The organism is Streptomyces sp. NPDC018693, assembly GCF_044391385.1.
Taxonomy (GTDB): Bacteria; Actinomycetota; Actinomycetes; order Streptomycetales; family Streptomycetaceae; genus Streptomyces.
Map to the genome: position 1 here is coordinate 202,170 of NZ_JBIRZZ010000008.1, position 22,803 is coordinate 224,972.

At 71.9% G+C, this 22,803-nt stretch carries 24 protein-coding genes, 1 pseudogene and 1 riboswitch; of the genes and pseudogenes, 7 read left to right on the forward strand and 18 right to left on the reverse strand.

What is annotated here, in order from left to right:
- Positions 1–10 precede the first annotated feature (10 nt).
- From ACH5AC_RS22300 to ACH5AC_RS22310, 3 genes are read right to left on the reverse strand one after another with little or no spacing between them, the layout of a single operon-like run.
- Positions 11–790 (reverse strand): hypothetical protein, encoded by a 780-nt coding sequence (locus ACH5AC_RS22300; RefSeq protein ID WP_398863742.1) that lies wholly within the window; start codon positions 788–790, stop codon positions 11–13.
- Positions 777–2,399 carry a substrate-binding domain-containing protein gene (locus ACH5AC_RS22305; RefSeq protein ID WP_398863743.1) on the reverse strand — a complete coding sequence of 541 codons (1,623 nt, stop codon included), beginning with the start codon at positions 2,397–2,399 and terminating at the stop codon, positions 777–779. Before ACH5AC_RS22305 ends, ACH5AC_RS22300 begins: the two co-directional genes overlap by 14 nt.
- Complete coding sequence (locus tag ACH5AC_RS22310) at positions 2,396–3,670, reverse strand: hypothetical protein (protein ID WP_398863744.1); 1,275 nt, start codon at positions 3,668–3,670, stop codon at positions 2,396–2,398. Before ACH5AC_RS22310 ends, ACH5AC_RS22305 begins: the two co-directional genes overlap by 4 nt.
- 250 nt (positions 3,671–3,920) lie before the next feature.
- On the opposite strand from ACH5AC_RS22310, the gene ACH5AC_RS22315 reads away from it, so the two are divergent.
- From ACH5AC_RS22315 to ACH5AC_RS22325, 3 genes are read left to right on the forward strand one after another with little or no spacing between them, the layout of a single operon-like run.
- Positions 3,921–4,325, forward strand: coding sequence for a hypothetical protein (locus tag ACH5AC_RS22315; RefSeq protein WP_398863745.1), 405 nt, complete (start codon positions 3,921–3,923; stop codon positions 4,323–4,325).
- Positions 4,322–4,501 carry a hypothetical protein gene (locus ACH5AC_RS22320; protein WP_398863746.1) on the forward strand — a complete coding sequence of 60 codons (180 nt, stop codon included), beginning with the start codon at positions 4,322–4,324 and terminating at the stop codon, positions 4,499–4,501. The genes ACH5AC_RS22315 and ACH5AC_RS22320 overlap by 4 nt, the downstream gene beginning before the upstream one ends.
- A 17-nt stretch (positions 4,502–4,518) precedes the next feature.
- Positions 4,519–4,815, forward strand: a complete 297-nt coding sequence (locus ACH5AC_RS22325; protein WP_398863747.1) for a CYTH domain-containing protein — start codon at positions 4,519–4,521, stop codon at positions 4,813–4,815.
- 54 nt (positions 4,816–4,869) lie between these two features.
- Here ACH5AC_RS22325 and ACH5AC_RS22330 read toward each other — a convergent pair whose 3' ends face one another.
- The 10 genes and pseudogenes from ACH5AC_RS22330 to ACH5AC_RS22375 all read right to left on the reverse strand — a co-directional run bounded on the left by ACH5AC_RS22330 (position 4,870) and on the right by ACH5AC_RS22375 (position 13,737).
- Complete coding sequence (locus tag ACH5AC_RS22330) at positions 4,870–6,756, reverse strand: ABC transporter ATP-binding protein (protein WP_398863748.1); 1,887 nt, start codon at positions 6,754–6,756, stop codon at positions 4,870–4,872.
- A 183-nt stretch (positions 6,757–6,939) separates the two neighbouring features.
- Positions 6,940–7,347 carry a lasso peptide biosynthesis B2 protein gene (locus ACH5AC_RS22335; protein ID WP_398863907.1) on the reverse strand — a complete coding sequence of 136 codons (408 nt, stop codon included), beginning with the start codon at positions 7,345–7,347 and terminating at the stop codon, positions 6,940–6,942.
- A gap of 5 nt (positions 7,348–7,352) precedes the next feature.
- On the reverse strand, positions 7,353–7,643 hold the full coding sequence (locus ACH5AC_RS22340; protein ID WP_398863749.1) for a PqqD family protein: 291 nt from the start codon (positions 7,641–7,643) through the stop codon (positions 7,353–7,355).
- Entirely contained in the window at positions 7,637–9,382 is a 1,746-nt protein-coding gene (locus ACH5AC_RS22345) for an asparagine synthase-related protein (RefSeq protein WP_398863750.1), read from the reverse strand. Before ACH5AC_RS22345 ends, ACH5AC_RS22340 begins: the two co-directional genes overlap by 7 nt.
- Before the next feature lie 83 nt (positions 9,383–9,465).
- Positions 9,466–9,636 carry a hypothetical protein gene (locus tag ACH5AC_RS22350; RefSeq protein WP_398863751.1) on the reverse strand — a complete coding sequence of 57 codons (171 nt, stop codon included), beginning with the start codon at positions 9,634–9,636 and terminating at the stop codon, positions 9,466–9,468.
- 137 nt (positions 9,637–9,773) lie between these two features.
- A complete protein-coding gene (locus ACH5AC_RS22355) occupies positions 9,774–10,964 on the reverse strand; it encodes a M20 family metallopeptidase (RefSeq protein ID WP_398863752.1) in 1,191 nt (396 codons plus the stop codon).
- Positions 10,965–10,980: 16 nt separating this feature from the next.
- Positions 10,981–11,754 carry an XRE family transcriptional regulator gene (locus ACH5AC_RS22360; RefSeq protein ID WP_398863753.1) on the reverse strand — a complete coding sequence of 258 codons (774 nt, stop codon included), beginning with the start codon at positions 11,752–11,754 and terminating at the stop codon, positions 10,981–10,983.
- Between the two features lie 104 nt (positions 11,755–11,858).
- A pseudogene (locus ACH5AC_RS22365) lies at positions 11,859–12,857 on the reverse strand (NAD(P)H-dependent glycerol-3-phosphate dehydrogenase).
- 257 nt (positions 12,858–13,114) lie between these two features.
- Positions 13,115–13,582, reverse strand: a complete 468-nt coding sequence (locus tag ACH5AC_RS22370) for a hypothetical protein (protein ID WP_398863754.1) — start codon at positions 13,580–13,582, stop codon at positions 13,115–13,117.
- The gene (locus tag ACH5AC_RS22375) at positions 13,579–13,737 is read right to left on the reverse strand and encodes a hypothetical protein (RefSeq protein ID WP_398863755.1); all 159 of its coding nucleotides are present in this window, start codon (positions 13,735–13,737) and stop codon (positions 13,579–13,581) included. Before ACH5AC_RS22375 ends, ACH5AC_RS22370 begins: the two co-directional genes overlap by 4 nt.
- Before the next feature lie 246 nt (positions 13,738–13,983).
- On the opposite strand from ACH5AC_RS22375, the gene ACH5AC_RS22380 reads away from it, so the two are divergent.
- Positions 13,984–14,835: a helix-turn-helix domain-containing protein gene (locus ACH5AC_RS22380; RefSeq protein WP_398863756.1), complete on the forward strand. Its 852-nt coding sequence runs from the start codon at positions 13,984–13,986 to the stop codon at positions 14,833–14,835.
- A 17-nt stretch (positions 14,836–14,852) separates the two neighbouring features.
- On the forward strand, positions 14,853–15,410 hold the full coding sequence (gene cyaB / locus ACH5AC_RS22385) for a class IV adenylate cyclase (protein ID WP_398863757.1): 558 nt from the start codon (positions 14,853–14,855) through the stop codon (positions 15,408–15,410).
- 102 nt (positions 15,411–15,512) lie between these two features.
- Here the strand turns inward: cyaB and ACH5AC_RS22390 are convergent, their stop codons facing one another.
- Genes ACH5AC_RS22390 through ACH5AC_RS22400 form a run of 3 tightly spaced genes read right to left on the reverse strand, consistent with a single transcriptional unit; the run spans position 15,513 to position 18,672 of the window.
- Positions 15,513–16,583, reverse strand: coding sequence for a prenyltransferase/squalene oxidase repeat-containing protein (locus ACH5AC_RS22390; RefSeq protein ID WP_398863758.1), 1,071 nt, complete (start codon positions 16,581–16,583; stop codon positions 15,513–15,515).
- Complete coding sequence (locus ACH5AC_RS22395) at positions 16,580–17,314, reverse strand: class I SAM-dependent methyltransferase (RefSeq protein WP_398863759.1); 735 nt, start codon at positions 17,312–17,314, stop codon at positions 16,580–16,582. The genes ACH5AC_RS22390 and ACH5AC_RS22395 overlap by 4 nt, the downstream gene beginning before the upstream one ends.
- On the reverse strand, positions 17,308–18,672 hold the full coding sequence (locus ACH5AC_RS22400) for a glycosyltransferase family 4 protein (protein ID WP_398863760.1): 1,365 nt from the start codon (positions 18,670–18,672) through the stop codon (positions 17,308–17,310). Before ACH5AC_RS22400 ends, ACH5AC_RS22395 begins: the two co-directional genes overlap by 7 nt.
- 207 nt (positions 18,673–18,879) lie before the next feature.
- Between ACH5AC_RS22400 and ACH5AC_RS22405 the strand changes: the two genes are divergently transcribed.
- A complete protein-coding gene (locus tag ACH5AC_RS22405) occupies positions 18,880–19,503 on the forward strand; it encodes a TetR family transcriptional regulator (RefSeq protein WP_398863761.1) in 624 nt (207 codons plus the stop codon).
- Positions 19,504–19,567: 64 nt separating this feature from the next.
- Positions 19,568–19,743: riboswitch (TPP riboswitch) on the reverse strand.
- A gap of 59 nt (positions 19,744–19,802) precedes the next feature.
- Here the strand turns inward: ACH5AC_RS22405 and ACH5AC_RS22410 are convergent.
- Both ACH5AC_RS22410 and ACH5AC_RS22415 read right to left on the reverse strand, forming a co-directional pair.
- A complete protein-coding gene (locus ACH5AC_RS22410; protein WP_398863762.1) occupies positions 19,803–20,036 on the reverse strand; it encodes a ferredoxin in 234 nt (77 codons plus the stop codon).
- 5 nt (positions 20,037–20,041) lie between these two features.
- Positions 20,042–21,493 carry an aldehyde dehydrogenase gene (locus ACH5AC_RS22415; protein WP_398863764.1) on the reverse strand — a complete coding sequence of 484 codons (1,452 nt, stop codon included), beginning with the start codon at positions 21,491–21,493 and terminating at the stop codon, positions 20,042–20,044.
- A gap of 237 nt (positions 21,494–21,730) precedes the next feature.
- Here ACH5AC_RS22415 and ACH5AC_RS22420 point away from each other — a divergent pair, with 237 nt between their 5' ends.
- Complete coding sequence (locus ACH5AC_RS22420; RefSeq protein WP_398863765.1) at positions 21,731–22,759, forward strand: MBL fold metallo-hydrolase; 1,029 nt, start codon at positions 21,731–21,733, stop codon at positions 22,757–22,759.
- Positions 22,760–22,803: the final 44 nt, after the last annotated feature.

Consider the following 22,803-nt stretch of genomic DNA (forward strand, 5'->3'; position numbering starts at 1 on the left):
GTCACGGCGGTCACAGGAACACGGCGATCGGGTTCAGCTTCAGCTCCCCCCGCTCCCGGTTCCAGGTGGGCACCTTGCCGAGGCAACGGGCCTGGAACTCCCCCGTGAAGTAGTCGGCGTTCTGGAAGCCCTCGCGGACCCCGGACGCCTCGCAGGTGATGGACACCTGGGCGGCGGGCTGCCCCGTGCCGTACCGGGCGCGCAGCTCGATGTCCCCGTTCTCGGCGCGGCGAGCGGTGAACCGGCCGGTGATCGACAGCGCGGAGGCGACACCGAGGGAGGTCAGTTCGACCCGGCTGTCGCCGCCCCGCTCGCGCAGGGTGTCGGTGAGCGCCCGGTTGGGTGTGACCTCGCCGGTGGTGAGGTCGGCGTGCACCACGACGTCCTCCTTGCCCATGGTGTCCATGAGCAGCCGGATCACGGTGATCGGCGTCTCTTCCTTGATGTAGGCGGTGACGGTCTCCTTGGTGACGTTGCGGTGTCCGCCGGCCGAGCCCCAGCCCAGCTTCGCCAGCACGCCGACCCGGCTGTCGACGTTGATCCGGTCGGCGACCTCCTGTTCCAGGGCCGCGCTGAAGCCGCCCTGCTGGTAGAGGTCCATGACCCGTTTCTCGTGCAGGAAGAAGCACATGCCGTGCACCGTGCGCCCGCTGGTACGGCGGCGGCGACGCGACCGGCCCAGGCGCAGGAGCGCGTGCCGCAGCAGGACGGCGAGGCAGCCCGCCGTCACCGCCCAGACGAGCAGCCACGGCCACCACAGGCTCCACCAGGCACTGTCAATGACACCCACGGATCTCCTTGAACGCGTCGGTGAGGGAGGAGAGTCCGGCGTCGACCATGCGGCCGCCGGTCGCCTCGGCGGCCCGCCGCAGGGCTGCCGCGTCGGCCTCTCCGAAGTAGACGGGGAAGGTCGGCACCGCCCCGGCCGCGCCGCCGAGCGCGCGGTGGCGGCGCAGGAACTCCGCGTAGGGGATCCCCGAGTTGTTCTCGCCGTCCGTCATCAGCACGATGGCGACGGGCCGTTCTGGCGCCTCCCGTACGGCGTCGGCGGCGATGGCGTAACCACGGTCCAGGGCCGACCAGACGGCGGTGGCATCGTCGAAGCCGCCCTCGGCGACGATCCGGTCGAGGCTCTTGAGGTCGGCGTCGCCGCGCACGGTCACGGTGTGTTCCTGGAGCACCCGCCCGCCGAACCGTACGACGGTCAGCCGCTCGCCTCGGTAGAAGCGGGCGAACTTGCCCGTGGAGGTGGGGTCGGCGCCGCTGAGCCCGGCGAACGCGGCCCGCAGCTCGGCGATCCGCTCACCGCGCATCGAGGTCGAGAAGTCCAGCAGGAACACGACCTGGTCGGTCGTGGGGTGCGCCGGGTCGCCGTAGTTCTGGACGAGCCGCTCGACGATGGCCAGCCGGTCCGGGAAGGACAGCGCGTTGCCGACCTGCGCGCGCAGCGGCTCGGACGGCTGGACGTCCTGGTTGACGGGCCGCCGCTGGGTACGCTGCATCAGCTTCTTCTGTACGTCGGTGCTCAGCAGCCAGTCGACGACCTTGCGGTACGCGGTGCGTTCGGCGGGGTCGAGGAGCAGCAGCGGGAAGTCGGAGAGCACCATGCCGTCGTCGGGGTAGACCAGCTCCAGCGGCCGGCGCAGCTTGCCGCCGGCGTTCAGGGAGAGCAGCTCCGACTCGTGGGCGATCAGGGCGTCGGCGGTGTCCTGGTGGGCGGCGTAGTCGGCGAGGAGGTCGCGGGAGCTGGCGGCGGTGAGGGTCTGGCCGGAGCGGAAGCCGCGCAGCCGGTCGCAGGAGACGTCCTCCTCACGCAGCGCGCTGCCGGTCCCGGCCGCCGCGGTGGCCACCCCGACCAGTGCGGCCCGCCCGGTGTCGCTGCGGCGCGGGTCGGCCATGCCGAAGCGCAGCCGGCCGTCGGCGGCGGCGTCCGCGACGTCGGCCCAGGAGATCCGCCCGCCCGGAGCGCTCGCGCGCAGCTCCTTGGCGAAGGCGGGGGTCAGGCCGACGACGACGGGCGAGCGCATGATCGCGGTGGACTCGGGCCGGGTGAGCGCGCCGCCGGACTCCTGCACACGGAGGAGGAAGGACCGGTCGGAGGCGAGCCAGGCGAGGTCGTAGGCGGGGGGCTGGGGGCCGGAGGGGCGGTCGGTGGAACCGGCGGAGGACGCGGAGGGACCCGTGAGGTCGGCGAGGTCGGCGGTCGCCCTGTACTCCAGCTCCAGCTCGACGCCGGTGTCCTTCTTCAGTTCGTCCAGCAGGGGCTCTACGTCGGCCAGCTCCGGGCTCGCCAGGACGCGCAGGGTGGTGTGGTCGGACTCGGTCGTGCAGGCGGACGTGAGGGCGCCGAGCAGGGCGAGGGAGCACACGGCGGTCACTGCCCGGCGCGCGGCCCTCATGGTGCGCTCCGGTCGGGCGGCGGGCAGCTGCCCACGTAGTCGATGATCTGTTCGAGGACGCTCAGTTCGGGCTCGTATGACTTGGTCTGATCGCGGTTGGGGACGGGCACCTGGATGTCGCGCTCGCCGAGGTAGGCGTTGAGGCGTTCGCTGGTGCCGTACTCGCCCTTGAAGCGGACGCGGAAGCCGAGTTCGATGGCGCGGTCGCGCAAAGCCTCGTCCTCCTCGATGAGTTGGACGAGCCGGTCGCCGTCGTCGGTGAGGGAGATGAGCTGGGGCTCGGTGAGCGCGTAGGGCGTGGGGTAGAGCAGGACGCGGGAGGTGTCCTGTTCGTCGTACTTGGCGTGGTGGGCCACTTGGTGGGCCAGGTACTGGTGTTCGTAGATGAGGGAGATGGGCGCGATGCTCTCGCCGAGGTCGGAGAGGTAGCTGTCGGCCTGTTCGTCGGCCCACATGCCCTGAAGGTTGATCAGCGGCTTGATCTTCTCGGCGACGGCGGTCACCGCCGCGCGGGCCAGCTCGGGGTCGTTGACGTTCTGGGTGCCCGGCGTGCTGTTCCCGTTGGCGACGAAGGCGAGGAGGCTGAGGTAGGTGCCGGCGGAGTTGGACTCGCAGACGTTGGAGGTACGCACCAGGACACGGCCGCTGTTGCTGTGCTCGCCGGAGTTGTCGTAGCCGATGCCGTTCCAGGTGTCGGCGCCTTCCTCCTTGCCGTCGCGATCCTGGTCCGCGCGTGGGCTGCCGCCGTGGACACCGTCGAGCAGGTTCATGAAGGCGGGCATGTTCAGGTCGTAGTAGAGCGTCGGGGCGCCGCCCTGGGTCTGCTGCCGAGTGGCGACGCCGGCCGCGACCAGGGTCTCTGCGTAGGCGCGGAAGGTGCCGAGGACCAGCGGGGTGACGAAGGGCCGCACCGAGCGCACCGAGCGGTCCTGCCGGTCGAGGACCAGCTTGGCGGCGGGCTGGCCGGACGGGAAGACGACGTCCATGCCGCGCAGGGACTGCGTGGCGATGCCGCGGGAGCCGAGCCGGCGGATGTCGACCCGTATGCCGTGCTCCAGTAACAGCCGGCGCACCTCGGGGTCACGGAAGTAGTCGGACTTGGAGGCCATGCGCGCGTCCAGGGTGATGATCCGGTCGAAGGGTCGGAGCGTGTTGCCCGTGACTCCCAGGGATATCAGCCCGGCCACAGCGAGCGGCAGCGCGACGAGGACATGCCGTGGGACGCGGCGGCGGTGCCGCACCCTGCGGGTGGTGAGTCTAGGTTCCTCCATCGCACGTGCACCGGCGTCGGACAACGTCCCTCCTGCCACTCAAGGGGGCAGGATCATCAGCGATCCCCTCGAACGTCGTCCCCCGGAATTCCCAACTCCACGCAAACACAGGGGAAATGGGCGGGGTGTTTCCGCCGGCACGCTGCACCGCCGCCGCGGGTGATCGGTGATCGGTGATCAGCGGCAGCAGTCCGCGTCCAGCCCCGTCGGCAGCTGCTCCCCGCCGAACACCTCTGCCATTCTGCTTGCCATGTCCGCACGAAATCGAAGACTGCCCCGGCACCGTGCCTGGCCACTGACCACCACCGACATCAACGAGTGTCTCGGCCCCCACATGACCCGAGTCACGGACCTGGCATTCCTCACCGGACATGACAGCGGGAACATCGTCCTGGGAGCAGCATGGATCGCTCCGTACCCCCGCAGCTACGGCCGCGGCATCCACCCGAACATGGTCGGCTTCCGCATAGACGTCCACCCCGTCGATGCCGCTGAACGTGCAGCCACCCGCGATGTTCTACGAGCCCAGGCCCTCCCGCAACTCCACGAATGGATCACGCAAGCGATCGCCGCCGACGAGACCTGGCAATTGACTGACCACCAGCACTACTGGCGGCTGACCGACGGCCACCTCACTCACCGCGACGAAGCGTGAGACCGATTCCGGACAACCCAACGGACGCCACGATGTTCGTCGGCGCCTTCGACGCCGGCTGGGAGGGCCACGAGTCGGCGACGTACAAGGTCATGGCCACGCCGCATGGCCCCCTGTTCCGGGGCTTCCGGCGAATGTTCGAGGCGGTCATCGCCGACGCCGAGCGCACCGTGTGAACGAGAGGGGAGCGACAGTGCCGATCGAGGCGAAGCTGAAGGCGCGCGTCCACGCGCCGGAGGCGGTCATGCGGCAGCTGGAGGAGCGGGCGCGGGCCCGGGTCGAGGTGTACCGGGACACGTACTACGACCGGCCGGACGGCGTGCTGGAGAAGTCCGACCAGGAGCTGCGGGTGCGGACGGTGCACGGGCCGGACAGCACCCGCACGGTACTCACCTGGAAGGCGGCCGCTGTCGACGAGGCATCCGGATCCAAGCCGGAGCACGAGACGGCCGTCGCTGACGTCGACGCGGTGGGACCGCCCGCTCCTTGATCATCGGCGTGATCCGCGCGCGACAGTGATAGCCGGCCGCGGCCGCGGAGGGGATCAGTCCCGGTCCTCCTGGAGCTTCAGCATCTCGAAGAAGCCCCCGGCCTGTTCGATCAGCTCGTCGTACGTGCCCATCTCGGAGATCCGGCCCTGGTCGAGGACGATGATCCGGTCGGCGAGGCGGGTGTTGGCCAGCCGGTGCGTGATGAACACGGTTGCCCGGCCCGCGGCGAGGGCCTTGAGCCGGGTGTAGATCCGGTGCTCGGCGCGGGCGTCGAGCGCGGCGGTCGGCTCGTCCATGACGAGGACGGGGGCGTCGCGGTGGAAGGCGCGGGCGACCGCGATGCGCTGCCACTGCCCGCCCGAGAGGTCGTGTCCTCCCCACCAGGAGCGGGCCAGCGAGGTGTCCAGGCCGTGGGGCAGGGCGGCGATGACGCTGTCGGCGCCGGCGGCTTCGGCGGCGGTGTGTACGGCGCTGTCGCCTTCGGCGCGGGGCTGGCCGAGGGTGATGTTCTCGCGGGCCGCCAGCGGCCAGCGGGTGTAGTCCTGCGGGACCAGCGCGACCTGGGCGAGCACGCCGGCCGAGTCGGCGTCCGCCAAATCGACCCCGTCCCACCGCACCGAACCGCTCGTGGGGAGGAACAGGCCGGTCAGGATCCGGGCGAGGGTGCTCTTGCCGGCGCCGTTCTCGCCCACCAGGGCGATGACCTCGCCGCGCTTGAGATCCAGGTCGATGCCGTCGAGCGCGGGCGTGTCGGCGCCGGGGTAGGTGAAGGAGACGCCCTCGGCGGTGATGACCTGCGGCCCGTCCTCGGCGACGGCGGCAGTGCCGCGTCGGGTCGTCCATGGCTTGGCCACCGTGAGGAAGCGCACCCAGTCGTCCAGGGACAGCGAGGTGCGGAACAGGCGGGCCCCGGCCCGCACCGTTGTGGCGAGCGCCGCCCCCGAGGTCCGCACCGCCAGGGCCGCGGTTCCCGCGACCGCGAGCTCCATCCGGCCGCTCGCCACCAAGAGCACGAGCACGGCCCAGGTCGCGGCGGTGCCCACCGCAGTGAGCGCGTCACCGATCCCTTGCACCACCAGGGCCTGCCGGGTGGCCGTGAGCTGTTCGGCCTCCAGGCGGCCGGAGACGATGCGGTACTGGCGGATCAGGAACCCGGCCATGGTCCCCGCGCGGACCTCGTCGGCGGAACTGCGCTCGGTGGTGTACGAGCGGAACACGTTCCGCAACCGGGAGTCGGCGAGGTTGCGGTGATGCGCGGCGTGCTCGATCCGCGCCCCGCGTACGGCGCCCCACGCGCACGGCACGACGGAGAGGACCAGCAGAGGCAGCATCACGGGGTGGAGCACGGTGACGACGGTCGCCGCGGCGGCCATCTGCGCGGCGGCGGAGGTCAGCAGTTGAGCGTCGAGGATGAGGTCGCCGGTCTTCTCCGCCCCGTCGGAGGCGGCGGCGTGGGCGTCCTCGAAGTCCGGGTCCTCGTACGCGACCAGCTCGGCGGCGGTGGCTGCGGTGATGACCTGAAGGTCGGCTTCTCGTACGGCCTTCGGCGCGAGCCGGGCCGCGGCCGCGCGGGCGGCGGCGTCGAGCAGGTAGCGGCCGGAGGCGGCGACGGCAAGGACAACCACGGCGGTCAGGTCCTCGCGCAGCCCGGCGGCGATGTCGCCGCCGGCGAAAACGGCGGCCAGCACGCGGGTGGTGGCCGCGAGCGCGGTCGCGGTGAGGACGGCGGCGCCGATCTGGCAGCCGAGCAGGGCCAGGACGGCGCGGTGGTCGGTGTGCCAGCCGAGCCGGGCCGCCTCGGCGAGGGTGCGAGGCAGTCGGCGCGCTATCGCCCATGTGGACAGGGTGACGCTCGCCTCGAAATGCCGGTCGGAGACCAGGCGCATCACGGGCGGCTGGCTCGCGCCGGCGACGGGCGGCGAGGAAACGGAAGAACTCACGACCCCATCAGGGAGCCGGACCGAAAGGCCGGGCAACGGGATTGTTCCGCACCCCGCCCGGCGGCGCAGGTCGCCCCAACCAGGCGTCAGCCACGACACCTCATATTCACTCGTTCGAGTGATGCCGTGGTCCGGGGCGGGGAGGCACAGTGCCGGCCCGGACCACGGCGGCCCTGATGCCGCCTACGGCACGGCGAGGACGGGCATCCACGGCCGGTCGACGGCGTCGCCGATGTCCCGGCCGACCGCGCCCTCGGGGACCTCGACCCACGCGTGCGCGGCATCGGGGAGGAACCGCGCGCCGAGCACCCACCGGGCCCGGTGGCCGGTGAGGGCGGTCGCGATGACGGTGGCGAGGCTGATCTCCATGCAGGCGATCCGGCCCGGCCACCAGAAGGGGATCACCGCCAGTACCGCCGTGTAGAGGGCTTCGAGGGGGTCAAGGCGCGCGTAGGGCAGGCCGCACAGTAGCCGTGCGGCGGCGATCTGCCAGCGCAGTGGCAACCGACTCATCGCCAGGGAGAGGGCGAGTGCGACGGCCGCGACCAGGCGGTCCCGCCTCGGCGCGGTGGGCCGGGCGGTGGGGACCATGACCGTCACCGCCACCACCGCCTTCGCCGGGCCGGACGGGCGGTGTCGACGAGCACACCGACGGCCAGGAGCTCGGCGACGAACGCGGCGATCTGCTCGCCGACGGCCTGCGGGTCCTGACCGGTGGGGACGGCGATCTCGTCGGCGAGTTCGGCCGTGCCGCCGCGAACGATGACGGCGTGCCAGATCTTCGAGGCGTCCGGGTCGAGCATGAGCCACGTCCCGCGCCGGATGTCGAGCACCGCTGTGCCGTACGGACCGATGGCGTGATGGACGTGGAGGGCGGGGGTCAGCACGCCGCCACCTCCTTCCAGGCCGTCTGGCCGGTGAGCCACCAGCACGTCACGATCAGCTGGTGCAGGTCGGCGATCACCGTGGCGCTCTGGCCCCGGGCCGCCTGCGCGAGCGCGGCACGGACGACCGAAGGGTCAATGAGCCCTCCGGCCGCGAGCGGACTCGACGCGATCAGCTCGCCCAGCAGGTCCCGGTGACGGGCGAGTCCGGCGATGCGCTGGGCCGTGAATGAGCCCTTCGAGCGGCGGGAGGTCAGCCAGTCCGGAAGCCCGGGCAGCGCGGCCCGCAGCAGCGGCTTGTAGGTCACCAGCCCGCGCCGGGCCAGGGCCGGGACGGCGAACGCGGCCCGGACGACCTCGTTGTCCAGGTACGGGTACACCGGCGTCACGCCGAGCGTCTCGGCGTACGGGGCCCAGCTGCGGGCGCAGGCGCCGACCGAGCGCAGGGCGGCCCACTGGTCGAACTCGTCGGCGTACTCCGGCTGCCGGTCGCGGACGGCCTGCCGTAGCAGCGCGGCCACCTGGTGCCGCCCGTCCGCCGTGAGCCAGGACGCGCCCGCGCCGAGGCGGCACCACGACCAGCCGCCCACGGCGGCCTCCGGGACGATGGGCCCGCGATCCAGGGCCTCGGCGGCGCGTTCGAGGGACCCGGCCCGGCCGAGGTCGGCCGCCTGCTTGAGAGCCTTCCAGTAGGGGCCGGGGGCGGCGTTGCGCAGCCGGGAGAACGCGACGACCTGGCGGTGGGCCTCCCGGCGGCGGCCGTCCTGAAGGAGGCGGACCCAGCAGGAGCTGGAGGCGTCGAGCACGATGTCCCCGCCGTGCCCGGTCAGGTGCAGCGGCAGCCCTCGCACGGGGTGCAGGTAGGCGGTGTCCATGGCGTACATCGCCGCATCCAGCACCGGCTCCGCCCCGGTTGGCTGACCCGCGGGGAAGCCGAAAGGCAGCTGCTCTTCGCTTCCGGTGGCGACCGTGTGCCGCGTCCCGGTGTGTTCGGCGACGCGGGCGGCGAAGGCCATGTCCTCCCCGCTGGTGTAGCCGTCGGTGTACGTGACCGCGTGCACGGTCCCAACGCCGGCGGCGAGGACGACGGCCGCCGAGGAGTCCAGCCCGCCGGACAGATCCGCCCCCACCACCCCGCTGGCGGCGCGGACCCGGTGCTGGACGGCGTCGGCAAGGACGCGGCCGAACCGCTCGGCGCCTTCGCACAGCTCGTCCACGGGCTCGACGCGGCGGATGTCGACGAGCTGCGGCGGCGCCCCGGGCGCGAGCAGCAGCCCGAACCCGCCGGGGACCTGCCGGATCTGCTCGTACGGGCTGCGGTGCGGCCAGTGGTGTTCCCCCGCCGCCAGCCGGGCCGCCAGCAACGGCATGTCCGCCGCGAGCGGACGCTCCAGCAGGCCCGGCTCGCTGGCCCACGCCGTCCCCTCCCCGTGCGGCGTGTAGTAGACGGCCCGGATCCCTGCGAGGTCGCCGCACACGAACCGCTGCCGCCCGCTGGCCGCGACCACCCAGTACGAGCCCGGCCACCGGGTCAGCTCCGCCCACCGGCCCGCCCGCACAGCCGGAAGCGCGCCGCGTAGCTCCTGCTCGGTGACCGGGCAGCCGCCCACGACCGCGAGCGCCACCGGCCTCTCCGCGACCGCGCGTACTCGCGCGGCCAGAGCCCGGCGGACGCCTTCGAGCCCTTCGACTTCCGTTCCGCCCCGGGCGGCGGTGCCGCCGGTCATCCACTCCCGTTCCATCTGTTCGCCTCCCCTTCAGACGCGCCCGGGGGCCGACCGTTGTACGGCCGGCCCCCGGGGTGCTCGGTGGTGTCCTGGGCGTGTCAGCCCTCGAAGTAGTTGGACTTGTCCGAGTCGTTGAACGTCTGGCGGCCCAGGGTGAGGGTCGCCACCGGTTGGGTGCTGACCTGCGGCGCGAAGCCGCCGGTGCTCGGCGCCGTGGCGGCGGTGTTCTCGACGGCGGGCTGGGTGGTGACGATGGTCTGCTCGGCCATGACCGGCCTCCCTTGTCTCGGTGGTTGTGGAGGTGGTGCTGCCTCTATGTCACCGCGATTGAAGATCTGTTCCCAGAGACGGAGTTGGGGACTTGCTGGGAGTGGATCTGGGAGGAGGTTGGGATGGGCTTGGGACGTCAGCCTCCGAGGAGGCCGAGGACGGCCCGCTGGTAGACGGCGTACACCGTGGAGAGTTCGGCGAGGTGGGCGCGTTCGTCGATGCCGTGCAGCCCTTCGTACGGCACCCCGAAACCGGCGGTGGCCGCGATGCCCTCCCCGGCGAGCAGGTTGCCGATGTTCGACGGGCCCGCGGTCTTCGCCCAGACGGTGAGCCCTGCCGCGGCGGCGGCGCCAAGGAGGGCGGCGGCGGGCTGCTCGTCCTCGGCAAGGCGGAACGGCGGCCACGCGGCGACCGGGGTTACCTCGGTGGGCGCCGGGGCGGGCAGCTCCGCGTCGAGCTCGGCGACGGCCTTGCGGATGAGGGTCTCCGCGTCGTGCGCGTCGAAGGCCGGGGTGGTGCGGACGTCCACGTTGATGTCGACCCGGTCGGGGGTGACCGAGAAACCCTGTCCGCCGTGGAAGGCGGTGACCGACAGCTTCGGCGGCAAGGGAAACCCCGAGCCGTCATCCGCGCCGGGCAGTTCGGCGGTGTCCAGGAGCCGTACGAGGTGGGCGGCGCGGGAGATGGCTCCGACCACGGTCTTGCTGGAGCCGGAGTGCCCGGAGGGGGCGTGCACAGTGATCGTGGCCCGCCACAGGCCCCGGCCGCCGACCACGACCTCGTCCATGCCGGGATAGCCGATCATCACCCCGGCAGGGCGGGCCGCGTGTGGGTCGGTGAGGTAGGCGCGGGCGCCACCGAAGCCGCCGGTGTGCTCGTCGACGTCCAGGAGCACGGCGAGCCCTCCGACCAGGTCAGCGGCGCGGGGTGCGAGGTCGGCGGCGATGTGGCAGAACACCGCGGCGGCGAGCTTGGAGTCCGCCGCACCCCGGCCGCGCAGCCAGCCGTCCACGACGTCGCCGCAGTCCGGCGGAAACGACCACGCGGCCTCGTCGCCATACGGGGCGGTGTCCACGCACGCGTCCAGCGTCCACCACGCGCCGGGCCGCCCTCCGGGGATCTCCACCAGCAGCCCCACCAGGCTCCCGGAGTCGTCGTGCAGGCGGCGGTGCGGCAGCTCGCGGGCGGTGAGCCAGTCCTCCAGCACGCCAAGTACGGGCCCGTAGTCGTCGATCCCCGCCCGGCTCGGACGGCGGATCAGCTCCTGGGCCAGCTCGACCACGGACGCCGTACGAACCCGGGCCGCCTGCGACAAGTCCTCGATCACGCTTCTCCCTCGCCCCCTAGTTGTGCCATACCGGCAGTGAGTGGACGGCGTCGATCGTCTCCACCGGCCGCGCGGACGCGCACGCCTCTCGCCCATGGTGGACCAGACACACCGCCGCCTCACGACTGAGTAAGACGCCGCAGTCGAAACCCTCGGCCCCGTGGAAGGACGGCAGCGGCACCACGGCGGCGATCTCGGAGGCGACGAAGAACCGTTCCAGCGCCTCGGTGGGCTCCACCATCCCGATGTGGAGCGTCTTGATGCCGTTGCGGCGGGCGGACGGATCGCGCAGCTCCAGCAGCCGCAGCAGGTGATCGGCGAGCGCCCGGTGACGTGGCGGGCCGTACAGCACGCGGTAGTGGACCATGTCCGGCTGCTGGGCGACGGCCGTCTCGATCGCCGCGAGATACGCCTTCTCCCGCGAGCGGGAGCCAGTGACGACCAGCTGCTCGCGCGCGCCGGCGACGACGTCGACCATCGCCTCGACCAAGTCGGTCCAGCGGGTGAGAACCTTAACCACCACGGCGGTGCCGGAGGTCTCCAGCACGCTCGTGGCCGCGCCGTCCTGGTGGGCGAACAACACCTCCGGGCGCTCGCGGTACAGCCGGCAAAGGCCCGCGCGGTTCCGTTTGCCCGTACGGCGTCGGCCGGACTCCCACGCGCTCATCAGGCTCGCGTCCGTCGCCCCGCCCGTGATCGCGTTCAGCGCGTCGGCCGCCTCCTCCAACGTCATGTTCAGCGCGAGCCGAGCCCGCTTGAGCGCCGATTCCCTGCTACTGGCTGCGGCCACTGCGACCGCCCCCTCCCCATCCGCCGGCGGTACCCGCAGTCTTCCCCGCCAGCAGGCCGTTCAGCAGCCCACACGCCCTGGCTGCCCGCGGGGGCGCCCGGGGGTCAGCGCTCGGGCTTGGGAGGCCGCTGCATCAGAGTGGCCGCGGCCTCGTCGAGAGTGACCTTCCCGTGCAGCAGGGCGGAGATCACTTCCGTGATCGGGATCTCGACATCATGGGCGCGGGCCAGGGCGAAGATCGCTTGGGCGGACTTGACGCCCTCGGTGGTCTGCCGGGTGGCGGCCGTCGCCTCCTCGACGCTCAGCCCCCGGCCGAGGTGGGTGCCGAAGGTACGGTTGCGCGACAGCGGGGAGGAGCAGGTGGCGACCAGGTCGCCCAGGCCCGCAAGCCCTGCGAGGGTGGCGGGGTGGGCGCCCATGGCTACCGCCAGCCGGGTGGTCTCCGCCAGGCCGCGGGTGATGAGCATGGCCTGTGCGTTGTGGCCCAGGCCCATGCCGGAGGCGATGCCGACCGCGAGGGCGATGACGTTCTTCACCGCGCCGCCCAGCTCGCAGCCGGTCACGTCGGTGCTGGTGTAGGGGCGGAAGTAGCCGGTGTGGCATGCCTTTTGGAAGCGGTGGGCGGCGCCCTCGTCGGGGCAGGCGATGGTGGCCGCGGCGGGCTGGCCGTCCATGATCTCGCGTGCCAGGTTCGGGCCGGACAGCACCACGATCCGCTCCGCGCTCACGCTGGTCACCTCGGTGATGATCTGGCTCGCCCGCAGATGGCTGCTCTGCTCGATGCCTTTCATCAGGGATACGATCACGGTGTCGGGCCCGATGTGCGGCGCCTACGCGGCGAGGTTGGTCCGCAGGGTCTGCGCGGGGATGGACAGCACCAGGAAGTCCGCGTCGTCCAGCGCGGCGGCCGGGTCGGTCGTCGCGGTCAGCGCGGCGGGCAGCTCGATGTCCGGAAAGTATCCGGGGTTGCGGTGCTGTGTGTTGATCGCGTCGGCGATCTCATCCCGGCGGGCGTGCACGATGACGCTGGTGCCGGCGTCGGCCAGGATCTTGGCCACGGCGGTACCCCAGGACCCGGCCGAGAACACCGCCGCGCGGGCCAATCGGCGCTGGGGCACGGCTGGGTCCTCTCGTCGGAGTGGTCGGGCGTGGGCATCGTATCGGCCGTGCCGGGCCCAGCCGGGGCCTTCCCGCCGCGCCGCAGGGCTAGCAGGACCGCGCGGTGGTCGGCAGCTTGGGCAGCACCTCGTGCGCCTTGCGCAGCAGGGGCGGGGCTTGCTGGCCTCCCGCCGAAGCTTGCGGTCCTTGGCGGGAGGGGTGTTCGGGGTGCGACCCTGAACCCTGGTCGCCACCGGGGGCGTTAGGCCGGCTGCCACCTGCGCGGCGGTCGCTCGCACGGCTCCCGGTGCATATACACCGTGGGCGGGAAGCCGGTACCGGACTCCGGGACGAACTCGTCGTACGACTGGCCTGGCTCGATGCGCTTGCCGCAGCGGTCGCAGCTCACCCAGTGCCGCTTCCACAGCCGGTTCAGCAGACGACCCGTGTCGCACAGCAGCCCGGACGGGCCCCCGCACCTCGACGTACAGGCCATGGTGTGGTTGATGAAACCCGGCCACGCGCGCGTACCAACACAGGGTCGGCAGGCACGCGGGAACCACCGCTCCGGCGGCGCCTGTTCCCCGAGATCGACAGCCGACACGGCGTTCAGCGCGTGGCCGCACCACACGCACGCGGCGCCCCGCCGCTGCTCGTCGTCCAACTCCTCCCGGGCGGGCAGGCCCAGGAACGCGAGCACCTCCGGCGTGATCTCCAACGTGACGCTCACCGGATCACCTGCGCTCGGTGGCTCGGGCACTGGCACGGCGGGTTGCCCGTGTTCATCAGCTCCGGGAACGGGTCGGCCTCGCACGGCACGGTGCGCGTGCCCCGGTCGGCCGTGATCGTGCCGTACCGGTCCACGGTGTAGACGCGCATCGTCATGCCACCGGCCAGTGGGCGGTCGGTGGGCGGAACCTCATCCCGCCCTGCCGTTGCCAGCGGATGAATGGTATTTGTTGCCATCGTCGGCGCTCCTATCCAGCGTTGGCCACGCCCCGGGGTGTTCGCCCACCGCCGGGGTCCTTCATGTGGTCAGCCTTGTACGCGAGTCGATGGGCATGCGATCCCCCGCCGGTAATCTCACGGTGAGATAACTTCCAATCCCGCCATGGGAATCCGGGGGCCGACATGCCGACCGCGCTCGAACCGATCGAACTGCCCGACTGGGCATGGGAACGCGCTGAGGTTCGCGAGTCCCTGCGCTGCCGGGACATGGGTGCCGTCTTCCGCCACGTGCAGCAGTACGCCGGTGCGAGCCAGGCCCGTATCGCCACAGCGACGGGCATGACGCAGGCCCGCGTCAACGAGATCATCAACGGCCGTCGGGAGGTTTCCCGACTCGATGTGTACGAGCGGATCGCGGACGGCCTTCACATGCCGGATGACGCCCGCCACCTCATGGGGCTCGCCGCCAGCCGTGAGAAGCGCGTCGGCGGGGCCGCCTTCGACCTCGCTGCCTTTCCGGAGATCGTGCGCGTGTACGCCGCTCAGAAGGCTGCCGCCGCGGAGATCCAGCAGCAGGCCCGCGAGGCTGCGGAGCTGGACGTTCTGGCTGTGCGTGGCCTCGGACTGGTCGGGCTCAATGACAGCCTGCTCCGCGCCTGTCTGCCACGCGAGCAGGGAAGCCGCAGCCTGCGTGTCCGCGTGGCGCTGCTCGACCCCGACAGCGACGCCCTGGCCCGGCGCGCCGCCGAAATCGGGGAGTCCGCTGGGTCCCTCGCCGGAGGCGTACGCCTCGCTGAGGCGCGGCTGCGCGAACTCGCCGACACGTGCGACATCGGCGTATGGCGGTACAAGATGCTGCCCACTTGGCGGCTGATCCGTACGGACGCCACGATGTTCGTCGGCGCCTTCGACACGGGCTGGGAAGGCCACGAGTCGGCGACGTACAAGGTCATGGCCACGCCGCATGGCCCCCTGTTCCGGGGCTTCCGGCGAATGTTCGAGGCGGTCATCGCCGACGCCGAGCGCACAGTGTGAACGAGAGGGGAGCGACAGTGCCGATCGAGGCGGAGCTGAAGGCGCGCGTCCACGCGCCGGAGGCGGTCATGCGGCAGCTGGAGGAGCGGGCGCGGGCCCGGGTCGAGGTGTACCGGGACACGTACTACGACCGGCCGGACGGCGTGCTGGAGAAGTCCGACCAGGAGCTGCGGGTGCGGACGGTGCACGGGCCGGACAGCACCCGCACGGTACTCACCTGGAAGGCGGCCGCTGTCGACGAGGCATCCGGGTCCAAGCCGGAGCACGAGACGGCCGTCGCTGACGTCGACGCCGCGCACGCGATCCTGCGCGGCCTGGGCTACGTCGTGCTCATCGCGTTCGAGAAGCGGTGCCGCAACTACCAGTTCGAGGCGCGCGGCCGGAAGATGCTCGCCACCCTGGTCCGCGTCCCCGAGATCGACGGTACGTTCCTCGAGGTCGAGACCCTCGTCGACGAGAACGAACTCGCCGCAGCTCTCGACGACATCCGCGCGGTGCTCGCCGAGCTGGGCGTCGGCCCGGACGACCTGACTCGGGAGACGTACACGGGCGCCGTCGCCGCGCAGCGCCGCTGACAAAACCTGCGCAGGCCGCCCCGCCAAGCTGCTCCTGAGTCATCCTGGGGCGCAAGACGCTGCGGAACCCGGTGGGCACCGCCGCCGCTGGTAATCAGGTCATCAGGTGCAGCAGTCGGGGTCCAGCCCCCTCGGCAGTTGCTCTCCGCCGAACACCGCGCAGGTCGCCTCGTGGCCGCCGAGGGCCGCGACGGCCAGGAGGAGGGAGCCGGCCGTCCAGGTGGTCAGTTCGCGTGGCCAGATGGCCTCGTCGTCGAAGACGTAGCCGGTCCAGTACAGGCCCGACTCCGGGTCGCGCAGGTGCTGGATGGACTGGAGGATCTCCAGGGCCCGGTCGGACTCGCCCATCGCCCAGAGCGCCAGGGCGAGTTCGGCGGACTCGCCGCCGGTGACCCAGGGGTTGGGGACGACGCAGCGGACGCCGAAGCCGGGCACGACGAAGCGGTCCCAGCCTTCCTCGATGCGGGACTTGGCCTCCGCGCCGGTGAGCGCGCCGCCCAGCACCGGGTAGTACCAGTCCATCGAGTAGCGGTCCTTGTCGAGGAACCGCTCGGGGTGGCGTCGTATCGCGTGCCGCAGCGCGCCCGCCGCCAACTCCCAGTCCGGCTGCGGCTCTTCGCGCTGCTCGGCGATGGCGAGCGCGCAGCGCAGGGCGTGGTGGACCGAAGAGCAGCCGGTGAGCAGGGCGTCGGCGGTGGCGGTGCCGTCGTCCTCCCGCCGCCAGCCGATCTGCCCCCCGGGCTGCTGGAGCCGCAGCACGTACTCGACGGCCGCGTACACGGCCGGCCACATGCGGTCCAGGAACGTGTCGTCGCCGGTGGAGAGGTAGTGGTGCCACACGCCTACGGCTATGTAGGCGACGAAGTTGGTCTCTCGCCCGGTGTCGGTGACGTCGTCGTAGGCGCCGTCGGCGTAGGCGGCGTACCAGGAGCCGTCGTCGTTCTGGTGCCGGGCCAGCCAGGTGTAGGCGCGTTCGGCGGCCGCGTGCTCGCCGGCCGCGTCCAGGGCCATCGCGGCCTCGGTGTGGTCCCAGGGGTCCAGGTGGTGGCCGCGGAACCAGGGTATGGCCCCGTCCTCCCGCTGCGCGGCGAGGATGCCGCGCACGGTCTCGGCGGCCTGCTCGGCGGTGAGCACCCCGGGCAGGACGAGATGCTCGGTGCGGGGGGTGGTCACTTGGCGTCCACCCGGGGCAGGTGGGGCTTGGTCGCGTACACCACGAAGCTCTTGCCGATGAGCGGGTTGAGCGCCTGCTCGGCGACCCGGGTGGCGAGCGGCTTCTTCATGATGTCCCAGACCAGCAGCTTGTGGTACGCCTTCACCGGCAGCGCCTTGTCGTTGTCGACGCCGAACGCGCACTTCAGCCACCAGTACGGCGAGTGCAGGGCGTGCGCGTGGTGGGTGCCGTAGGGCTTGAGGCCCGCCTCGCGTATCTTCGCGAGCAGTTCGTCCGCCTTGTAGATGCGGATGTGGCCGCCCTCGACCTCGTGGTAGGCGTCGGAGAGGGTCCAGCAGACCTTCTCGGGGCCGTAGCGCGGGACGGTGACGGCGATCCGGCCGCCCGGCCTGAGCACCCGCACCATCTCGGCGAGGACGCCCTTGTCGTCGGGGATGTGCTCCATCACCTCGGAGATGATGACGACGTCGAAGGACTCGTCGGGGAAGGGGAGGGCGAGCGCGTCGCCCTCCATGGCGGTCGCGGTGGCCCCCTCGGGCGCCTCGCCGGCCTCCTTCATCGCCGCGAACCACTTCGCGACCTCGCGGATCTCCTCGCCGTTCTGGTCCAGCGCGACGACCTGGGCGCCGCGCCGGTAGCACTCGAACGCGTGCCGGCCGGCCCCGCAGCCGAGGTCCAGGACGCGGTCGCCCGGGGCGAGCGGGAACCGGGAGAAGTCGACGGTCAGCACGTGGCCCTGCTTTCGGGGGTCGGGACAGCTTGTACAGCGTGGGGAGCGGCGGAACCGGCGATGGCCTCGCGATACCGGGCGACCGTGCCCTCGGCCGCGCGGGCCCAGGTGAAGTGCCGTAGCACCCGTTCGCGTCCGGCCCGGCCCAGCCGCGCACGCAGGCCCGGGTCGCCCAGCAGTCGGCCCAGACCGGCGGCCAGCGCCCCCGCGTCGCCCGGCGGCACCGCGAGGCACGTCTCCCCGTCGCGCCCCGCGACCTCGGGGATCGCCCCGCCGGTGGTGGCGACCAGGGGTGTGCCGGTGGCCATCGCCTCCGCCGCCGGCAGTGAGAAGCCCTCGTAGAGCGACGGCACACAGGCGACCTCGGCCGAGCGGACCAGGTCGACCAGTTCCGCGTCCGAGATGCCCTTGACGAACTCGACGGCGCCTTCGAGGCCGTACCGCTCGATCGCCTGCGCGACCGGGCCCTCGGCCGGCCGCTTCCCCACGACGACGAGGTGGGCGCCCGGGTGTTCGGTACGGACCTTCGCCAGTGCCTCGACGAGGAAGACCAGGCCCTTGAGCGGTACGTCCGCGCTGGAGGTGGTGACGATCCGGCCCGGCACGACGGGCACCGACGGGTCGGGGGAGAACAGGTCGGTGTCGGCGCCGACGTGGACGACGTGGATGCGGTCGTCCCGTACGCCGAGATGGTCGACGATCTCCTGGCGGGAGGTGCCGGAGACGGTGAGCACGGACGGCAGCCGGCGCGCGACGCGCTTCTGCATGCGGGTGAACGCGTACCAGCGCCGCACGGAGTACCGCCGCTGCCAGCCCTCGGCGGCGTCCAGCTCCAACTGCCGGTCGACGGTGATGGGGTGGTGGATGGTGGTGACGAGCGGCGCGCCGACGTCACCGAGCAGGCCGTAGCCGAGGGTCTGGTTGTCGTGCACGACGTCGAACTCGCCGCGCCGGGCCCGCAGATGGCGGCGGGCGCGCAGCGAGAAGGTCAGCGGCTCGGGGAAGCCGCCGGTCCACATGGTGGCGACTTCGAGGGCGTCGATCCAGTCGCGGTACTCGTCGCGTCCGGGGGTGCGGAAGGGGTCCGGCTGGCGGTACAGGTCGAGGCTGGGAAGCTCGGTGAGGGTCAGGCGGTCCGCGTAGTCCGCGCCCTCGTCGAGGACCGGGTACGGCTGGGAGCCGATGACCTCGACACGGTGGCCGAGGCGGGCCAGCTCACGCGAGAGGTGCCGTACGTAGACGCCCTGCCCGCCGCAGAACGGGTTCCCTTTGTAGGTCAGAAGCGCGATGTCGAGCGGTCGCTCACCGTCGGCCGCCAAGTCCTGCCCGGACCGGGCCCGACTGGCCTCAGCGGTCACTCTGGGCCCCCTTCTGCCTGCACTGTCCCGCGAGACTACGACGGGACGCTAATCTAGAACAAGTTTCAGACTTGATCGTTCGGGAGGCTCTGAATCTACCGGCAGGTAAGGGCACTGTGACCAGTGGATCAGGTGATTCACGCCACGGCTCGGGCCCTGGCATGCTGTGTGATCACCAGCTCACCGACTGTCACGGAACGGTACCCAATGCCTGCGGAAACCAGTGGCGCACACCCGGCCTCGCCGCCTCTCACCGAACGGCAGGAGGCCCGCCGCCGGCGCATTCTGCACGCGAGCGCACAGCTCGCCAGCCGGGGCGGTTTCGACGCGGTCCAGATGCGGGAGGTCGCCGAGTCCTCCCAGGTCGCCCTCGGCACCCTCTACCGCTACTTCCCCTCCAAGGTGCATCTGCTGGTCGCGACCATGCAGGACCAGCTGGAGCACATGCACGGCACGCTGAAGAAGAAGCCCCCGGCGGGCGACACGGCCGCCGAGCGCGTGGCGGAGACGCTGATGCGCGCCTTCCGCGCCCTCCAGCGCGAACCGCACCTCGCCGACGCCATGGTCCGCGCGCTCACCTTCGCCGACCGCAGCGTCAGCCCCGAGGTCGACCAGGTGTCCCGCCAGACCACCGCGATCATCCTCGACGCGATGGGCCTCGACACGCCGACCCCGGAGCAGCTCTCAGCGGTCCGCGTCATCGAGCACACGTGGCACTCGGCCCTGATCACCTGGCTCTCGGGCCGCGCCTCCATCGCCCAGGTGAAGATCGACATCGAGACGGTGTGCCGCTTGATCGACCTGACGGACCCGGGGGCGGGCTCGGCCTGACGGCACCGGGACCGCGCCGCCCGCCGGGCCGATCAGACCTTCGGCAGGCCCCCGGGCACAGAAAGAACCTACGAGACGGGTTCCCTTCGCCGGCATTGTCCGGATCAGGTTATGGGGGTCGCCTTCCGGCCCTACTGCTGCCTTCCGGCCTCTCAGCCCGACCGTCGATGTCGGCCTCGGCGGATGCCGTAGCGTCTCGCCAAAGTCGGCTACTCCGGTCGAACTCCCTCACTCGCCTCGTAGGCCACTTATAGGGTAAACCTCCTGGAGAGATATAAACCACCCGAACGGGGAATTTTTTACTCGTCCGGCGGGAACACCGCCTCCCCGCTCCCCAGCAGCGTGATCGCGATCGCCTCCACCGGGCAGTTCTCCGCCGCCTCCAGCACCCGCTCGTTCGCGTCGGTGTCCGGATGGACCGGGTGGGACTGCCGGGCCGCGTCCAGCCGGAAGCCGTCCGCCGCCCGGTGGACGCACTGGGCCGAGCCGATGCACAGGGAGCGGTCGACCTCGATGTGCCAGCGGTCGCCCATCGGTCCTACGCCCCCGCCGGCAGGTGGATCATCTTGTGCTCCAGGTACTCCCCGTACCCCTCGGGCCCGAACTCCCTCCCCAGTCCGCTGTTCTTGTAGCCGCCGAAGGGGCCCAGCATGTCGAGGCTGAAGGTGTTCACGGAGTACGTGCCGGTACGGACCTGGCGGGCGATCTCGATGCCGCGCTCCACGTCGGCGGTCCACACGCTGCCGCTCAGCCCGTAGTCGGAGTCGTTCGCGATCTTCACGGCTTCGGCCTCGTCGCCGTAGGGCAGCAGGCAGATCACCGGGCCGAAGATCTCCTCCCGGGCGATGCGCATGGAGTTGTCGACGTCGCCGAAGAGGGTCGGTTCGACGTACCAGCCGAGGTCCAGGCCGGCCGGGCGTCCGCCGCCGGCGAGGATCTTGGCGCCCTCCTCCTGCCCGATGCGGATGTAGTCGAGGTTGCGCTGCTGCTGGCGGCGGGCCACGAGCGGGCCGACCTGGGTGGCGGGGTCGAGCGGGTCGCCGACGACCAGCGCGCTCGCGGCGGCCGAGAAGGCGTCGGCGAACTCGTCGTAGCGGGAGCGCGGGACGAGGATGCGGGTCTGGGCCACGCACGCCTGGCCGTTGTTCATCCAGGCCGCCGGGACGATACCGGCGACGGCCGTCCCGACGTCCGCGTCCGGGAGTACGACGGCCGCCGACTTGCCGCCCAGCTCCAGCGTGACGCGCGTGAGATGGCGCGCCGCCACCTCCATGACCCGCTTGCCGGCGGCGACCGACCCGGTGAAGGAGACCTTGTCCACGCCTGGGTGCCCGACCAGGTACTCGCTGACCTCGCGGTCCGCCGGAAGGATCGACAGCACGCCCTCCGGGAGCCCGGCGTCCTTCGCGATCTCCGCGAGGATGTACGCGTCCAGCGGCGACTCCGGCGACGGCTTGAGGACGACCGTGCAGCCGGTCAGCAGCGCGGGGGCGAGCTTGGCGGCGGCGACGAACTGCGGCACGTTCCAGGGGACGACGGCCGCGACGGCCCCGACCGGCTCCCGCCGTACGAGGATCCGCCCGAGCACCCCGTCGCGCCGCTCCTCGTAGGTGAAGTCCCGGGCGACCGTGATCGCCGCGTCCCACACCATCATCGCGCCGAGCGCCTGGGCGAGGACGCTCCAGGAGTACGGGGAGCCGTTCTCGGCGGAGATCACCCGGGCGATCTCCTCGTGCCGGGCGGCGATCCCGTCCTTGATGCGGGTGACGACGGCGATCCGCTCCTCCAACGGCAGCCGCGGCCACGGCCCTTCGTCGAAGGCTCTGCGCGCCACCGCGACCGCCCGGTCCACGTCGGCCGTCGAGGCGTGCGGCACCCGTCCGATGACCTCCTCCGTGTGCGGCGAGATCACCTCGATGACGCCCTTGCCGAGGGGGTCGGTCAACTCCCCGCCGATGCACAGCTGTCCGTGTTCCACGAGCTCGGTCATGGCCGACTGCCTCCCGGAGCCTGACTCTCTGAAACTCTCCGACGAACTCTCTGACAGACTCTCTGAACAGACTCTCTGACGGTCCATCAGATTCTTGTGGAACAGATACCAGTTCCCCTTCGAGGAGTCCACGCATCGCGCACCACCCGGCAGCCGTCGAGTGACTCGGGCTCCCATCGAAACGCGTTCTAGTTATAGTGGCGGTCAGGGTGCCGGAGCGCGGTGATTGGGGAGCCCATGGCGCAGACGTACGATCACGGCGGCGGCGTCCGGTCGATCCGGGTCCCGATCCCGGACAACCCGCTCGGGCACACGCTCGTCCACGTCGTCGACACCGACCGCGGCCCGGTGCTGATCGACACCGGCTGGGACGACCCCGCCTCCTGGGACACCCTGACCGCCGGCCTGACGTCCCTCGGCACCGACGTCACCGAGCTGCACGGCGTCGTCATCACCCACCACCACCCCGACCACCACGGCCTGTCGGGCAAGGTCCGCGAGGCGTCGGGCGCCTGGATCGCGATGCACGCGGCGGACGCGTCGATCGTCCGGCGGGCCCGCGGGACCCGCCCCGAGCGCTGGTACACGTACATGGCGGACAAGCTGCTGGCGGCCGGCGCGCCCGACGACCATGTGGCTCCCTTGCGCAGGGCGCACCGCCGCACCCTCCCGGGCCTCTCCCCCGCCCTCCCCGACCGCGAGATCACCCCCGGTGAACTCCTCGACCTCCCCGGCCGCCGCCTGCGCGCGATCTGGACCCCCGGCCACACCCCCGGCCACGTCTGCCTCCACCTGGAGGAGGACCACCCCGCCCAACTCCCCGGCAAGGGCCGCCTGTTCTCGGGCGACCACCTCCTCCCCGAGATCACCCCGCACATCGGCCTGTACGAGGACCCCGACGACACCACCGTCACCGACCCCCTCGGCGACTACCTCGACTCCCTCGAACGCGTCGGCCGCCTCGCCCCCGCCGAGATCCTCCCCGCCCACCAGTACCCCTTCAGCGACGCCCCGGCCCGCGTCCGCGAGCTGCTCACCCACCACATGTCCCGCCTCACCGGCCTCCTCGCCCTCCTCTCCACCCCCCTCACCCCCTGGCAGCTCGCCGAGCGCATGGAGTGGAACCGGCCCTGGCCCGACATCCCGCACGCCTCCCGCAACATCGCCGTCGCGGAGGCGGAGGCCCACCTGCGCCATCTGGTGAAGCAGGGCCGCGCGGAGGCGGCCCCGGGGAGCGACCCGGTGGCGTACGCGGCGGTCCGCTGAGCCGGGGGCCACAGGGCCCCTCGGAGCCGCGCCTACCGCCCGGT